This window comes from Vibrio coralliilyticus (assembly GCF_024449095.1).
Classification (GTDB): Bacteria; Pseudomonadota; Gammaproteobacteria; order Enterobacterales; family Vibrionaceae; genus Vibrio; species Vibrio coralliilyticus_A.
Genome location: NZ_CP024627.1, coordinates 653,586 through 670,140, shown reverse-complemented (window position 1 = coordinate 670,140; position 16,555 = coordinate 653,586). Strand labels below are relative to the sequence as shown.

At 42.4% G+C, this 16,555-nt stretch carries 9 protein-coding genes; 1 reads left to right on the top strand and 8 read right to left on the bottom strand.

Annotated features, from left to right (window positions below; genetic code table 11):
* Nucleotides 1-43 precede the first annotated feature (43 nt).
* The 5 genes from secF to queA form a co-directional block, all read right to left on the bottom strand.
* A complete protein-coding gene (secF, locus tag CTT30_RS03065) occupies nucleotides 44-991 on the bottom strand; it encodes a protein translocase subunit SecF (RefSeq protein ID WP_239867247.1) in 948 nt (315 codons plus the stop codon).
* Nucleotides 992-1,005: 14 nt separating this feature from the next.
* Entirely contained in the window at nucleotides 1,006-2,862 is a 1,857-nt protein-coding gene (gene secD, locus CTT30_RS03060) for a protein translocase subunit SecD (RefSeq protein ID WP_255906172.1), read from the bottom strand.
* 21 nt (nucleotides 2,863-2,883) lie between these two features.
* On the bottom strand, nucleotides 2,884-3,210 hold the full coding sequence (gene yajC, locus CTT30_RS03055) for a preprotein translocase subunit YajC (RefSeq protein WP_239867245.1): 327 nt from the start codon (nucleotides 3,208-3,210) through the stop codon (nucleotides 2,884-2,886).
* A gap of 164 nt (nucleotides 3,211-3,374) precedes the next feature.
* Complete coding sequence (gene tgt, locus CTT30_RS03050) at nucleotides 3,375-4,523, bottom strand: tRNA guanosine(34) transglycosylase Tgt (RefSeq protein ID WP_239867241.1); 1,149 nt, start codon at nucleotides 4,521-4,523, stop codon at nucleotides 3,375-3,377.
* A gap of 133 nt (nucleotides 4,524-4,656) precedes the next feature.
* On the bottom strand, nucleotides 4,657-5,709 hold the full coding sequence (queA, locus tag CTT30_RS03045) for a tRNA preQ1(34) S-adenosylmethionine ribosyltransferase-isomerase QueA (RefSeq protein ID WP_252036001.1): 1,053 nt from the start codon (nucleotides 5,707-5,709) through the stop codon (nucleotides 4,657-4,659).
* A gap of 319 nt (nucleotides 5,710-6,028) precedes the next feature.
* Between queA and CTT30_RS03040 the strand changes: the two genes are divergently transcribed.
* Entirely contained in the window at nucleotides 6,029-6,469 is a 441-nt protein-coding gene (locus CTT30_RS03040; protein WP_239876750.1) for a CBS domain-containing protein, read from the top strand.
* A gap of 49 nt (nucleotides 6,470-6,518) precedes the next feature.
* On the opposite strand, the gene CTT30_RS03035 is transcribed toward CTT30_RS03040, so the two are convergent.
* From CTT30_RS03035 to CTT30_RS03025, 3 genes are read right to left on the bottom strand one after another with little or no spacing between them, the layout of a single operon-like run.
* Nucleotides 6,519-10,076 carry a hypothetical protein gene (locus CTT30_RS03035; RefSeq protein WP_252036000.1) on the bottom strand — a complete coding sequence of 1,186 codons (3,558 nt, stop codon included), beginning with the start codon at nucleotides 10,074-10,076 and terminating at the stop codon, nucleotides 6,519-6,521.
* 38 nt (nucleotides 10,077-10,114) lie between these two features.
* Nucleotides 10,115-10,642 (bottom strand): hypothetical protein, encoded by a 528-nt coding sequence (locus tag CTT30_RS03030; RefSeq protein ID WP_252035999.1) that lies wholly within the window; start codon nucleotides 10,640-10,642, stop codon nucleotides 10,115-10,117.
* Entirely contained in the window at nucleotides 10,642-16,515 is a 5,874-nt protein-coding gene (locus CTT30_RS03025) for a toxin TcdB middle/N-terminal domain-containing protein (RefSeq protein WP_252035998.1), read from the bottom strand. Before CTT30_RS03025 ends, CTT30_RS03030 begins: the two co-directional genes overlap by 1 nt.
* Nucleotides 16,516-16,555 lie beyond the last annotated feature (40 nt).

The window sequence follows — 16,555 nt, the reverse complement described above, 5'->3', positions numbered from 1 at the left end:
CCGCTGAACAATCAGCGGCCTTTCTCATAGCATACGTTTTGCCTTATGGCATTTCGTCAAATTCTGCGCCTTCTTTCTCAACTTGAGGAGGCATCAGGTGTTCTTTGGTGATACCCAGTTTCAATGCCAGTGCCGAAGCCACATAGATTGAAGAGTATGTACCCACAGTGATACCCAATAGAAGTGCGGTAGCGAAGCCATGAATCATAGCACCACCTTGCGTAAACAGGGCAATCACCACAAACAAGGTAGTACCAGATGTAATCAAGGTACGGCTCAATGTTTGCGTGATTGAGCTGTTCATGATTTCAGCAGGTTCGCCTTTGCGCATCTTACGGAAGTTTTCACGGATACGGTCAAATACAACAATGGTATCGTTAAGCGAGTAACCCACTACCGTCAGCAAGGCTGCCACAATCGTCAGGTCAACCTCGATTTGCATCAATGAAAAAACACCTAGCGTAATGATAACGTCGTGCGCCAGAGCAAGCACCGCACCAGCCGCTAAACGCCATTCGAATCGCACCGAAACGTAGATCAAGATACAGATCAGAGAAACTAGGATCGCTAAACCACCGGCTTCCGTTAGCTCGTCACCCACATTCGGGCCAACGAACTCGATACGACGCATTTCTACATTTTCACCCGTACCGTCTTTGATTGCACTTAAGATCTGGTTTCCTAGTGTTTCACCTGCCACATTATCACGAGGGCGCAGGCGAACCATCACATCACGGGCACTACCAAAGTTCTGTACCGTGGCATCGCCAAAGCCTTTCGCATCGAGGGCACTACGGATCTCTTCCAAATCAGCAGGCTGCTCAAAGCCAACTTCAATCAGCGTACCGCCTGTAAAGTCTAACCCCCAGTTCAACCAATTGGTAGACAGAGTAAAAATCGATGCACCAATCATCAGCACCGACAATAGGAACGCAAACTTAGACCAACGCATAAAGTCGATCATTTTGTCTGCTTTTAGAATCTGAAACATAATAATTCCTAGCCTTAGATCGACAGTTTGTTGATGCGCTTACCACCGTACATCAGGTTCACGATACAACGTGTACCAATGATGGCAGTAAACATAGACGTTAAGATACCGATAGACAGTGTCACCGCGAAGCCTTTGATTGCGCCTGTACCTACAGCAAACAGGATTATTGCGGTAATCAAAGTGGTAATGTTGGCATCGGCAATCGTACTGAATGCGTTCGCATAGCCTTGATGGATCGCCTGCTGAGGACTACGTCCGTCACGCAGCTCTTCGCGTATCCGCTCGAAGATCAGCACATTGGCATCGACCGCCATACCGACCGTCAGAACAATACCGGCAATACCAGGCAAGGTCATCGTCGCGCCCGGAATCATCGACATCACACCGATAATCAACACAAGGTTAGCCATTAGCGCTACGTTGGCAATCAAACCAAACTTACGATAGTACATTAGCGTAAACAGCATGACCGCTACCATACCCCAGATCATCGCCTGAATACCCATATCGATATTCTGTTGCCCCATAGAAGGACCAATGGTTCTTTCTTCAACGATAGAAATTGGCGCAATCAGAGCACCTGCGCGAAGCAATAACGCTAAGTTGTGTGCTTCAGCAGCGGAATCAATACCTGTGATACGGAAGTTACGCCCCAAGGCAGATTGAATTGTCGCTTGGTTAATTACTTCTTCATGCTTAGTAAGAATGACTTTGCCTTCTGGAGTACGACGACCACTGTCTTTGTACTCGGCAAATACCGTTGCCATCAACTTGCCAATGTTCTTCTTCGAGAACGCAGACATCTTGTTACCACCTTCGCTATCTAGCGAGATGTTAACTTGAGGGCGGCCATATTCATCCACACTTGAGCTCGCATCTGTGATGCTAGAACCACCTAGGATTACACGTTTTTTAAGCACAACTGGACGACCATCGCGGTCTTGCTTGATTTCACTGCCCGCGGGCGCTCGGCCTCTTGCTGCAGCTGCGAGATCCGCTTTATCATCGACTTCGCGAAATTCAAGTGTTGCTGTCGCACCCAGAATTTCTTTCGCACGTGCCGTATCCTGAACACCTGGCAGTTCAACAACAATACGGCTTGCACCCTGACGCTGAACAAGTGGCTCAGCCACACCCAGTTCGTTTACACGGTTACGCAGAATAGTAATGTTCTGCTCAACAGCGTAGTTACGAATCTCAGTAAGGCGTTGCTCTGTAAAAGTAGCAGTCAAGGTGAAACGGCCATCTGCATCTGAATCAACAAACGTCATATCAGGATGATTTTGTTGCATTATGCGTTTAGCGTCCGCAAGCTGAGTTTCGTTGCGTAAGCGAATTTCCACCGCATCTTTACCCAAAGTGCGAATCGTACGGTAGCGAATATCCGCTTCACGTAGTTCACTACGGAAAGCTTCTTCCTGTTGGCCGACCAGTTTCTCCATCGCAGCGTCCATATCTACTTCCATCAGGAAGTGAACACCACCGCGCAGGTCAAGGCCGAGCTTCATTGGCGCGGCGCCAACCGCTTCTAACCAATCAGGGGTAGCAGGAGCTAGGTTGAGAGCAACAATTTTGTCTTTACCTAGCGCTTCATTGATCACATCACGAGCACTGATCTGAGTGTCGGTATCGTTGAAGCGTACAAGAATGGATCCATTTTCGAGAGCAATGGATTTATGAGATAAGCCTTTTTCATCAAGAGCTTCGGTGACAGAATCCAGCGTTGACATATCTACAGAGGCGCCACGCGCCCCTGTAACTTGAATTGCCGGATCTTCACCGTAGATATTTGGAAGTGCATACAATGCTGCGATAGCGATGGTAAGCACCACCATCAAGTACTTCCATAACGGATAGCGGTTAAGCACAGCGAGGATCCTTTAGCTGTTTTATAGAGACTTCAGCGTACCCTTTGGTAGCACTGCAGTAACGAAATCTTTCTTGATGACAACTTCGTTATTCGTGTTTAGCTCGATTGAGATGTAGTCGTTGTCTTCTGCAATCTTAGTGATTTTACCCACTAGGCCGCCGCTAGTCAGAACTTCATCACCTTTGCCCATGGAAGACATTAGGCTCTTATGCTCTTTTACACGCTTAGCTTGTGGGCGGTAAATCATGAAGTAGAAAATTACCGCGAACATACCAAGCATGATTAGCATTTCGAAACCGCCGCCTGCTGGTGCGCCTTCTGCTGCGTAAGCTGGAGAAATAATCATTAAAACAATCCTCTATTATTTTTTATTAATATTCCAAGTTGGGCTTACGCCGTTGAGTTTCAAGAAAAAGAATGACTATTAGAGATCACTCTCTCAAAAATTCACTGCGTCTGCCTACTTTATTAGCAAAAGCCTCTGGCGAAATGCCAAAGGCTTTAATTCTTTTATTTAGTCAATGACTGCTCTTTCGCCAGTGGTGGCACTTCGCGACCACGACGTTCATAGAACTCTTTGACGAATTCATCAAAGCGATCTTCATCAATCGCCTGACGAATACTTTCCATCACACGCTGGTAGTAACGCAAGTTGTGAATAGTATTCAGGCGAGCACCTAGAATCTCATTACAACGATCTAAGTGATGCAGATACGACTTAGAGTAATTCTGACAAGTGTAACAGTCACACTCTGGATCCAATGGTGTTGTATCCGTTTTATGTTTCGCATTACGGATCTTGATCACACCACCAGTCACAAACAGATGCCCATTACGGGCATTACGCGTTGGCATTACGCAGTCAAACATATCAATACCACGGCGTACACCTTCTACTAAATCTTCTGGTTTGCCAACCCCCATTAAGTAACGAGGTTTGTCTTCAGGAAGCTGTGGACAGGTATGCTCAAGAATACGGTGCATATCTTCTTTGGGTTCACCAACAGCCAAACCACCGACCGCGTAGCCGTCAAAACCGATTTCGGTCAGGCCTTTCACCGAGACATCACGCAAATCTTCGTAAACACCACCCTGAACGATACCAAATAGGTTGTTCTGGTTTTCCAGCTTATCGAAATGGTCGCGTGAGCGCTGAGCCCAACGCAGCGACATTTCCATCGACTTTTTCGCTTCTGCGTGTGTCGCTGGGTATGGGGTACATTCATCAAAGATCATCACAATGTCAGACCCAAGGTCTTTCTGAATTTCCATCGACTTTTCTGCGTCCATGAAAATTTTGTCACCGTTTACAGGGTTACGGAAATGTACGCCTTCTTCAGTGATTTTACGGATATCACCTAAGCTAAATACTTGGAAACCGCCTGAATCTGTCAGGATAGGACCGTGCCAGTTCATAAAATCGTGCAAGTCGCCATGCATTTTCATGACTTCCTGACCCGGGCGTAACCAAAGGTGGAAAGTGTTGCCAAGAAGAATTTCAGCGCCTGTGCCTTTCACTTCTTCAGGCGTCATACCTTTAACAGTGCCGTAAGTACCAACAGGCATAAAAGCAGGTGTCTGAACAGTACCACGCTCAAAGGTCAGCTGACCACGACGTGCAACACCATCTTTCTTCTTAAGATCAAATTTTAACTTCACGAAGCCTCCAATTGTCAGAGAAACAGTCTGACTTTAAGTTCAGAGCTTTAAGCTCTATGAGGAGCGGTCGCCTTCCATGCGAGAAACAAATCACTGCTTCCTAGCTTACTGCTAGCACTCGTAAACAACTAAATTATAAAGTTTTCTTTTTAATAAACATTGAGTCACCATACGAGAAGAAACGGTATTTATTCTCTACGGCGTGTTTATAGGCACCCATGGTATTTTCATAACCTGCAAATGCGCTGACCAACATAATCAGTGTCGATTCTGGCAGGTGGAAGTTAGTGATCAAACAATCCACTAATTGATATTCGTAACCTGGGTAGATAAAAATTTCGGTATCACCAAAAAATGGCGCAAGTTCAGTGCCTTTTTTCAATGCATCCTGCGCAGCACTTTCTAGTGAGCGAACCGATGTTGTACCCACTGCTATTATTCGACCATTACGCGCTTTGGCTGCCTTAATCGCATCGACCACTTCTTGTGGTACTTCCACATACTCTGCGTGCATGTGGTGATCGTTGATGTTGTCGACCTTAACCGGTTGGAATGTACCTGCGCCTACGTGAAGCGTCACATAAGCAAACTCAGCACCTTTCGCTTTCATCTTTTCAAGCAAAGCTTCATCAAAATGCAAACCAGCTGTTGGCGCCGCTACTGCGCCCGGTTTTTCGTTGTAGACCGTTTGATAACGCTCTTTATCTGAGTCTTCATCAGGGCGATCGATATAAGGAGGAAGCGGCATATGGCCAATCTCTTCCAATACCGCTAAAACGTTTTGTTCTGCATTAAATTTCAGTTCAAACAAGGCATCATGGCGGGCAACCATTTGTGCTGAGTACTCGTCGTTCTCACCAATGAAAATGGTTGAGCCCGGTTTAGGGGATTTAGAACAGCGCACATGAGCCAGAATACTTTTTTCATCCAGCACACGCTCCACCAATACTTCCAGCTTACCACCTGACTCTTTACGGCCGAACATACGCGCTGGAATCACACGAGTATTATTGAAAACCACGAGATCGCCCGGCTGTATTTGCTCAAGCACATCGATAAACGTGCCATCGTTAAGTTCACCGCTGTTGCCGTCGAGTTGAAGCAAGCGGCTAGCAGTACGCTCTGGCTGAGGGTAACGAGCAATAAGCTCATCAGGTAAGTCAAAGTGGAAATCGGATACTTGCATGTTACTAATCTTTTGTCGTGATTTCTTAATGTCGTGATGGAAGTCGAACTGATTCTGTCACAAACAGACGACGAGTTTTTCGCAGCCGACTAGTATATTCCCCACCAGCTCAATAGCAAGGATTGAGGTGTGAATTATTGTAATCCGTATTGAATTAATTTGAGTGAGCAAGAAGGCTGTAAATCTGGCTGGATTCTCTGTACACAATTCGCCACATTATTTTCAAGGTTATCGGAATGAAAATCTATCCAGCTCTCATACTGCCGAGCAGAAAGTTACTATATTAAGAGAGAACAAAACAATAACTCAGGAGGCAGCCATGATAAAAGTCGAAGATATGATGACGCGCACCCCTCATACGTTACTGCGCTCGCACCAACTTGCCGACGCAAAACATACCATGGAAGCACTAGATATTCGCCACGTCCCCATCGTCGATGCTAATCAGCAATTACTGGGCGTGGTTTCTCAACGTGACGTGTTGGCCGCACAAGAATCAAGTTTACAAAAAATTCCCGAAAATCAGTCATACACCTTAAACACACCACTGTATGAAGTAATGAAAACCGGTGTCATGACAGTTTCTCCTCAAGCTGGGTTGAAAGAAAGCGCCATCTACATGCAAAAACACAAGGTTGGCTGTTTGCCTGTGGTAGAAAAAGGCCAGTTAGTCGGTATCATCACTGACAGTGACTTTGTTGCCATCGCTATTAATCTGCTTGAGCTGCAAGAAGAAGTTGAACCTGAAGAAGTTGAGTGATGATAAGAAGAGCCTCATAAGTTATTATGAGGCTCTGTGCTTTACCAAATTATTTAAGTAATAGGAGTGGCCCTAGGTCACCACCGCCACAAGTTTCAGCATTGCGTGACTGGAAGCGATGTTTAACACGCATTTCAATATCATCAATACTTTCTAGATCAACAATATCGCCATATCTATCACTTAACTTGACGGAAAGCCTCCACCCTGAAGCAGCTACACTTCTTTCTTTAAACGAATATGTAGGATTTAGCAATTCTGAATTCTTGTCATAGCTAAGCATAATATTTGCTTTCATCTGCTGGCGGTAACTATCTTTTGCGAAAAAGCCACCATTGGATACATCCCAGAAACGAGCAGAATAAGCAATTAACTCATCCTTAACACCATCTTCGTTGTCTGTAAGAGCACCTGGTATACGACTACGCATATAGTTATTCCCGCCGTAGGTTAAATAGGCAGGTGTCGATACTTCTCCTGAAACATCATGGCTTACAACTAGGTTGAGGGAGACTGCATCAATCTTATCCAAATACGTACCAGCATCTAACAAACAAGTCAGATCTCCTTCATCTGCTACAACCGGCCCTTGGAAGAAATTGGTCCTAGGTAGCTCTTTAACTGTACTAAACTCAGCCGTAAACCAATAATCGGTCCCGACTCGTCTAGAAAGCTGCTGTAGTTTAGCTTTAAAAGCCTCGTCAGCAGTAAGCATTTCTCCTGTTCCATCAGGCGATGGGTACCACATTGTCTTTCCTCTCAGAGTATCAACGTACCCAAAGATATGCTTTTTCAACGATACGGTATCGGTCGCTTCTTGAGTTGCTCTAAAATTTCTCACGTCATCGAAGCGCTTCAGAGAAGCAAAGTAATCGACAAGTTGCTGAATATCCTGAATCTCAAACACCGAGTCTTTATCGAACCCCCTAGTTCGATCGTAAAAAGGTTCTTGCCATTTATATTCCAATGCCTGAACGGCATAGAAAAGCCACTCTTGTAGCTCTACAAAGTACAACTCAGCTCGCAGTGTCTCAGCAGTCAGATCACTATAATGAAGTGGGTCTGCATAATACCTTTCAGCTTGGCGCACCTCATTCTGATTCAACTGAGCAATTAAGCGACGAGCTTCAGAGCTAAAACCTATCAATCTTTCTACTTCTTGTTCCAGATAAACAAGAGATTTAGCAATATCTACTTTTGTCGTTTCTAACTCCAAGGTAAGTGCTTTGATTCTAGCTTCAGAATTTAGGTCTAAAAGCCCACGCTCTAAGCCCCTAATCGCAGCACGCTCAAGAACAGCTAAAGTCTGAGTATAATTATCTGATCGATCAGCTGGCATGCTTTTTAGATTTGATTTTAAATCTTCTAGCGCCGCCAGCAAAACAGGCATGTCAATTTGACCTGAGCTATTCACGAATCCTTTTAGAGTCTCTAAAGATTGCTTTGTACTCTCAGAATTAATAACCGCATGCATATTGGTTGCAGATGTTTGACTGTCTTTAATTAATTTACTAAGAAGAAGTTCATTCCTACCAAACAAAACTGCAATTTTTTCTACTGCATTACTAACCTGCTTTTCTTTTTCAATTCTTTCTAATTCAATTGAAATATTCTCAGAGATGGATTTATGCGCCGCTTCGGCTCTCTGCACAGCTAACTTCGCTGCCTCTATGCTCACCTGTTGCTGAGCAATCAAACTACCTTTTCGGTTCGACTGAGATTGCGAATCACACGAACGAGAATCACCTTTTTCTAGAGTACATCCGAGAAGCGCAAACAATCTATCATTCAATACACGTTGTTCTTTAGAAAATGTTTGTCTGAATATATCTCTCTGATATTTGTAGTTAGCACGTGCTTCCTGTGCTTTAATGAGTGCTTGCTGAGCTGTTGTGACTAGCCCATATTGTCCCTCAAGCATCATTTCTATCGCGTCAAATGAATCATGAACAACGCTACCTTGTGGCTTGTACCCCTGTAACAGTAAGACAAAATCATCTGGAAGCCCCAAATAGTTGCCATTACCTCTTAACCATTGAATTATTGCTTTAAGCTGCTGCGAATAACTTTCAAGCTTAGCCTTTTCTGACGACAGCATGAAATGTGTTTGGCTATGATTCTCCAATAGTGCACTTAACTGAGATTCCTTATTTAAAACCAGTTCGAGTACAGTTTGCGCTTCGTTCGCTAATTGGACTTTTTGCTCACTAGAACCCGCATATATAGCTTTAACCTTACTCAAATAAGATTGCTGCTCTAGCAGCTTATTCATCACTTGATAAACAAGAAGCACATCTTTGTAGCCAACTACTAAGGGCTCTCCCTCATAAACTGGCGAGTGTTGGCCTTCCTCATTTAAATAAATCGCACTTTGCAAATCGCGCTCAGGAACTGCGGTGATAAATGCTTGTGTATGATTCTCAACCAGACTCCAGTATTCGACTAATGTTCGCTGAAGAATATCGACCGCTTCTTGGCGGCTCAACTCAATATCAGAAAGACTTGATTGCTCAATCCAACGTATTCTGGATTCATCGATTGAGCGATTCGCGAGAATATAATCAGCCGCAGCTCTATCATAGTAAACATCTATTAGCGCTGATTCTAGGTAAGCCAGATCTGGCCTAAGTGATGAGAAACCTTCTAGAACTTCAATAGCATTATCAGCTTTGTCTTTCTCTACAGCGCCCCACAAATCACTATAACTTGATACCTTCTCATTGTTTGATAAAGCAGAAATAATATCCCCAGTTTCAGGATCTAAGGTATACATTCGTTCTAGATAACGAAATGCTGCTGCACCTTTAACCTCTGGGTTACTAGAATATTCAGGATATAATGTTGACATAACATCCTGAATAGGAGAGTTCTTTTTGGGTGTTTGGGTCAAGTTTATTGTGCAAGTAGTATCATTTTTTATACCTTGTACACAGAACTCAATAGGCTCTTTTGATACCTGCCTAGCACATATACCTCCTTGTTTAGTATAACCACTAGGGCAATGCTCTAAACGAGAAGAATATACAACTTTCGTTCGGATAATCTCATATTGAGGTTTACCCTCGAACCGCTTCATCTCGCGGCCCGCAGTGTACTCCCAACCACCGTGGTTGTGTGGAAGCCCAGCAAGCCCACCACTATAGATGAGACTCCCTTTCCAATATACTTTTTGATATGTCCCATATATATGAACCACTGACGCACGGCCGTTTTTATAATTATACTCAACCCAGTCCCTATTACGACTATTCTGACGTCTAACAAGTGGGGCTCGATAATCCTTTTCTATAGTCAATTTTTTGCAATTATTCTTATTATTTTTAAAACCTGAAGGACAAGAATAACTTAGAGCTTGTGTCACTATTTTGGTACATCTTTGCTTATCAGCACTCAATGAAAAACCATCTTCACATTTTAGTGATATAGGTTCAAATACCTCTCTCTCACAGTTATTTCCTTTTTTATCAAAACCATCAGGGCACGTATAATAAATAAATTCATCACCAAATGGATACGACTCCTCGATAGTGTCAGAAGCATATGACCTGGTAGATAACATTATTAAGAGCATAAAAAGCCCTACCAAACTTTGTTTAGTATAATTCATTTTTTATCTTTTACTTTTGAGTTATAGACAAATTGGCATTATAACCAATCATTCATTCTGTTATGTTTCTTATATTCATATTCATCTTTTAGAGACTTAATAATCCCAACACCAAAAAGTAAATTCAATGCGCAAGAAGAAATTATCAAGTCAAAGTAATCCGCATCCTCACTATTTCTAGAATGCCAAATACTATTGACCTCTCTTAGGTAGACAAATGAGTCATAAATTGAAAATAAAATAAGACTAAGAGATAAAAACACCAAAGCAGCTATGAAAACCATTATTATTTTTGACTTACTGATATCCTTGGGTAAAAAGCAATTGTCATACCAGCCTATGACTAGACACAGTGGAAATACAATAAAACTAGAAATAAAAACTGCCACATGTATTTTTTCTATCGATTGACATAAATGATTTTCAACACTAGCACTAAAATACATCTCATATTTTATTGCCTGACAGTATCCATCTACGTCAAAATAAAATAGGTGCCACAATAAAAACAATAAAAACAATAGCGCACCAAGCCATAGAGTTCTCTGTATAATCAATCTCATCACTACTCTTCCGACTTATTTACTGACGACTCTGTCGCATCACTTTGCACATTTTCAACACCGTTAGAATTTGAGGTACTATGTCCTCTGGCTCTATTATCATTTTTGTCTCCACCAGAGCCTGTACCATTGTTGTCACTGGTTTCATTATTACCACTGGCTACCACTGCAGATAATGTTGTAGAAAGTGTCGTGCTCATTGCTACTTCTTTTACAACAGTATGAGGGTCCTGTTTAGGTACCATTCCTGTCGCTACACGTCCTTGTAGGTTATTAGGCACAGAGCCTTGTGAAAATTGCCCATAAGGCTTAGCGTCATTCCACATTTTTTTTACCGCTTTACTACTAGAAGGGCCGACGGTCACCCCAATTACACAAGCTGTTGCGGCCGATTCTAGAACAAACCCTTTTTTTATCACTGTATCTGCCGCTATCCCAGATATACAACCTGAAAGCATTTTAGCCGCAGCACCACTCCCAAAGCCTATCGCTCCAACCCCCCCAGCTATAGCCCCTGTTGCAAAACTATTCCAGCTAAACTCATTACCTGCGAGCATATCCATAGCCACGTTAACGGTTCCTCCAATAGCAGCCCCCAGAGCCACAGCTCCAAGGTGAACAATAAGCTCACCTTCAGGATCATGGTACGTGATAGGGTTGCCGCGAGCGTAAGCATATGGTGACCATTGCTGAGGATCGGTGAACCGGTCTGAGTGATAAAAAACAGGATCGGGAGTAATAAATTGCCCGTGAGACGTATTCAAATACCTTTGCTCAAAATAGCCGAGGCCAGTCTCAGGATCCCTTTCTTTGTCTGAGTACCGATAATGAACTTCACTACCACGTCCCAATTCAGCACTGGCTTCACCGAAAGGCTGATAACTTAAAGCGCTTAACACGCCACCATTTTGGTCCAATGTCAGTTCAGTCGAATGTTGATGTTGCTTAATAAAATATTTATCCGCAGAAAATGTTCCTGAAGCCTGAGTCGACACAGCAATTCTTTGATTCTCAATACGAGCGTATTTATATATGCGTCCATCTCGAATTTCGACATTGGGAAATAGATAAAACACAATGTGCTCTTTTCCCGACGAATCGGTAAATTTTTTGGCTGTACGCTGATTATGATGATCATAGGAATACTTTGCGCTCATACTTGAGCTAGTCGCAGAGATCATACGGCTAGAATGATCCCATTCCAGAGTATGATCTCCGGAACTGATTCGGTTCCCGATCGCATCATAGCTATACTTTTGGTTACCTGCTTGAGTCAGAGCGTTGGGGCCAGGCCTCTTATCATTGAACTTGATGGACTCTGAGTGAACACCTGGAATCTCTGAGGCCTCTCCTCCATAAAGCATATTGCGAACAACATTTGATCCTGTAGCCTGTTTGGATTCAGATAACTGGATTAAGTTTCCAATAGGGTCAAAGCGATACTGTCTGCTAGAAGTTACATTTCGGTTGCTATAAATTCGATACCAATCGTCATACTCAATCGACTGTGTCTGATCCAGCATCTTCCAGCGAGATGCTTCCCCTAACTCTTTTGCAATAATCGACTTTTCCGACTGACTTCTTTGGTCCTCAATAGACGTGATGTTAGACGCTTCATCGTATTCATAATGTAATGATTGAAGATAAACGGAGTCTTCATCTCTCCACGTTTCAGTTTCAATCAACCGATCTAAATTGTCATAAGAAAAGCTTCTTGTTGTCCCATTCTCTAGCTTCATCGACGTTATTTTTCCGGAAGCTGAATACGTCAATTGAGAAGCGACACCGCCTAACTTTATGAGCTCTCCCCCTTTACCAAAGGCGTAGCTAAGAAAAGTATTATCAGGGAAAATTTCTTTAACTATTTGACCTGCACTATTGAACTCTTTTTGCATTACATGAATATTAGAAGTTGTCCCAAAAGCTTTTACCTCCTTAGCGATATAATTCCTATTTCCATTAGTGTCGTAACCATAAGCAACTGAGCCTGACTCATTGCTTACCGAAGATAAACGTCCAAGTAAGTTGGCCTTTCGGCCGCCGTCACTATCATAACGATACTGAGCAATTTCTTTAGCTCCCATTCGCTCAAAAGACAGCTCTTCGTAAGGGCTACTTGGTACAACCTCGTTCGCACGGTAATATTTAGCGCTTATTCTGTTTGCACCATCATATTGATAGAGCCTTTTAACTCCTCTCGAATCGATTTCAGTAATCAACTTGCTAGCGGAATTATAACGACGCCAAATCTCTCCTCGGTTAGGGTCACTAGCATACACCTCCCGGTTTAACCCGTCATACACCATGTGTCGTTCATTGCCATAAGCATCAATCAAACGAGTAAAGTTGCCTAGCGCGTCAAAATCATATTGAGTGTTCCACTTTTGAAGACCTCCTCTCTCCCCCGACTCATCAACACCAACTATTTCAGAAATCAAGCGCAGCTTCCCTAACCCATCGAAATACATATGCTTTCCAGCCCCTGAGTGCTTTCCTCCAGATAATGTTTGTGCTGTGTCTTGCACCCAAAGTGCCAAGGGGTAATATGTCCTAGACGTATAAGTAGAACTTTGTGTCGCTGTTGCCGGGAGGCTTTGCGTTAATAAGCGGTTAAGCCCATCAAAGCTGCTTTCGATAGGATCTTGATGCTCCCAGTTATGAAAGCTAAGGCTTGAAGAGAAATAAGGAAGGTATTCTTGAACAACATTTCCTCTCGCATCGTAAACATTACGCTTGTTTACCCTAAATCCGTCTTCTGACTCTTCGACCTTCATCAGCAGTTCACCAGAGCCTCCGAAGTAGGATCGACTTCTCTTCGCAACTCCTCCAGCTTCAATTCGCTGCTCTGTTTCAATCCAGTTGACATGTGAGTCTTCAAACTCTGATTGGTATCCGTATTTAAAGGATCGCGTTGGCATGGAGGTGCTATCATTCGGTTTAACAACAGAAATAAGCCGCCCTAAACCATCATAATCGTAAAACGTTGTATTCTGATTAAAATCTGTATAATGACTCACTACTCCGTGCGTCATATCGAAACCAGCGGAAACAGACAGTCCAATGCCCCCTAACTGAATAACCTCAGACACTGGATAGAGGCCATCTTTAAAACGAATGCTCCTATAGTGGCCCGGCTCAATTCCATATAACGGGTCTAATATCTGAATGGTATTTCCATACTGGTCGTGCTTATAACGCGAAGTATAAATCCGTTCACTAGAATAAGCGGGATTAACCCATTGAACATGGGATGTCAGATTACCATTTGTAACTCGTCCTAAATTGCTTAAAGCATGCGTTTCATCGTCAAATAGCCATTGTTGTTTAGAAAGCACCTTTTTAGAGCCATCTTGCACAATTTCTTCAGTTAGGCGATTTAGTTGCCAATTGTCTACTGATTCTGAATTGCTGGAGCTGAATGTACGTAAGGTTTCTTTTTCATCAACAAACTTGTTATCTAATCTTCCCCAAAACATCTCCCTAGTCTGATTTCCATAATTGTCATATTCGTAATCCCATACGAGAGTAACGGGCTCTTTCGAGCCTTTCTCAATAACTTGCTTTTCTAACTTAGATAAATGTGAGTAAGTAACCTGACGTCCATCAAATGTATCACTGAATAGAGTTTTCGTATCCCAGTCAAATTTCTCTTGTGAATAGACTTTGTTATCTGGTGAAGAAACAGTTATTGAAACAGCTTTTCCTATCAAGGATTTTTGTTCTTTACCTGAAAGAAATTCGTATTTAGTAACTAGGCCTTGAGTATTTGGAGTAGATGGTTCTATCACTTCAGTTTTGAGAAACCCTGTAAAACGCCTTTCATCTGGGGAATAAAAACTATCGTAATATCTATAAAGTGTATTAGCTCGGTGTTTTTTCGGGCGGCTTTTATCAATAGTTATAGTGCTATTAACAACAGGAATGGAAATTGGAGATACCACCTTCCATGGGCTTCCCCTCATTTCTTCTTTTTTCATTTGACTCGAGCTAGGCTCATAAGAAATATTCGTTATTAAACCTATACCATTATCTATGCTAGCTAATAAGTTGGCTTGAACTCCATTTGCAAGTGAAATATAAGAAAATGACTTGTCACGTTTTCCCGGACGATACCAAACAATATCGGAAACAGAATCACCATCAATATCAGCAAATTTAACGGCAGTTGGAGCAAATCCTCCGTCATGCTCGATAGTTTGACCTTTTCCATATGTCCACTCGGACGAATCATCCGAATATCCAGTGTTAGGCCACAATGTCACTGTCTTTCCATTTAGGTAAATGAGATCTACCATACCATCATGGTTAACATCGGAGAGTCGTAAGCTCCGGGTATCAAACAATTGCTTTCCTATGGCACTAAAGTCAGCGACATTAATAGCTTCTCCAAAACCATTCACTCCTTTGCCAGGGAAGTAAGTCATTTTGGTTCTACCTATATGAATAAGATCAGAAAGATTGTCCCCATTGATATCTGCGAGAAAAGTATCTGGGCTACCTAATTTGACGCCTTCACTTCCGAAAGGCATCTGCATCGTAGTTGCTATATCCCAACCATTACCATTGTTAATCGAAATGGTATGGGAATAAACGGTGCCCGATGAACTAGAGTTGGTCGTAAAAATGTCCGGGAGTCGATCATTATTTAAATCAACAATTTTTGCTGAATCTGAGTCTGCATTAATCCCTGTTCTGCCGTAGCGCGCAGATACCTCCCAGCTATGAGATGTGTTAAGTGAATAGGACTGTCCGCTAACTGAAGTTAGCGTTAGGATATCGACTCGACCATTACCATCAACATCAGCCCACTTAACACGTTTATCTGACAGCTTTAAACGTGTGTAGGTTCCCATTCTCTCCATCGGAGAAAAAGAAACGTCTTGATTGTCGCCGAGACCTTGATTTAACCAATATGTATGTTTCGATGCGCCAGTATTTATTACATCAGGTAAACCATCAGCATTAATATCAATAAAGTCAGTATCAGGGCTAGATAATGGGATTGTTTTTGCTGATGGTACATACTTGGTTACAGGATTATCTATAGAAAAGCTGGTATAAGTATAACTAGTAGGAGGGCCATAAATAGAGCCATCACCTGCGTTTTTTCTAACTTTTACTAAACGTGAAAGAGAGTTCCAATCAGTTATGCTATCGTATTTAAACTCATAACTAAAAACCTTCTCCCCGTAATTAAAAGTTGATATGTTTTCAATTCTAAACCTTGTTTCTACAGAGAATGTTGATCTATAAGAAAGTAAAATATCAGGCCTAATTTCATACTCAAAAAGTACTTTGCTGATTCCATCGTTATAGCTAATGCTCTCTAAGTAAACGGCCGTCGTTTCGTCAAGCTTTGTATATTTAAACTCTACGAGATTTCCATTTGCATCACGCATGCTTTCAATATACCAACGAAAAGTTTTTTCCCCACTAGAGATAGTGGAGTCTAGCTCTTTACCAAACTTCCACAAAGAACCATCTGGTAGATATACATTCCATTCATTCCCGAACTTTACATAGCGAAGAAATTTCCCTTCGATCTCTGCTCTATACTCGTCCTTAGAAATCGCGACTAAGTCTTCACCATCATTATTTACAAAATAATCATTACCATCAATATAAGAAGGTAAGCCGTCTGTTGTTTTTCTTTGAATAAATGGAAGAGATAATTTCCTTCCAACACCTAAAATACCATTCCCATATCCACTATCGTACTGTATAGATAGCTTTGGCGAGTAATCATTCCTACCTTTAGGTAGTTGAATAGATAATGTATCCGTTGATGAACCTGTATTTAGTCTAGTTTTAAACCCTTCACCTAATCCTTGTATTGTCCCCGGACCACTCGGTAATGAAATAACATTTGATGACACTCCGGACTCCGAAGAAAAAACGGTGATGGAGTAGAACAGA

Bases quoted from the DNA above. Each gene is read 5' to 3' on its own strand.
- CTT30_RS03040 (WP_239876750.1), top strand. From the start codon at position 6,029: ATGATAAAAGTCGAAGATATGATGACGCGCACCCCTCATACGTTACTG.
- queA (WP_252036001.1), bottom strand. From the start codon at position 5,709: ATGCAAGTATCCGATTTCCACTTTGACTTACCTGATGAGCTTATTGCT.
- CTT30_RS03035 (WP_252036000.1), bottom strand. From the start codon at position 10,076: ATGAATTATACTAAACAAAGTTTGGTAGGGCTTTTTATGCTCTTAATA.
- yajC (WP_239867245.1), bottom strand. From the start codon at position 3,210: ATGATTATTTCTCCAGCTTACGCAGCAGAAGGCGCACCAGCAGGCGGC.
- secF (WP_239867247.1), bottom strand. From the start codon at position 991: ATGTTTCAGATTCTAAAAGCAGACAAAATGATCGACTTTATGCGTTGG.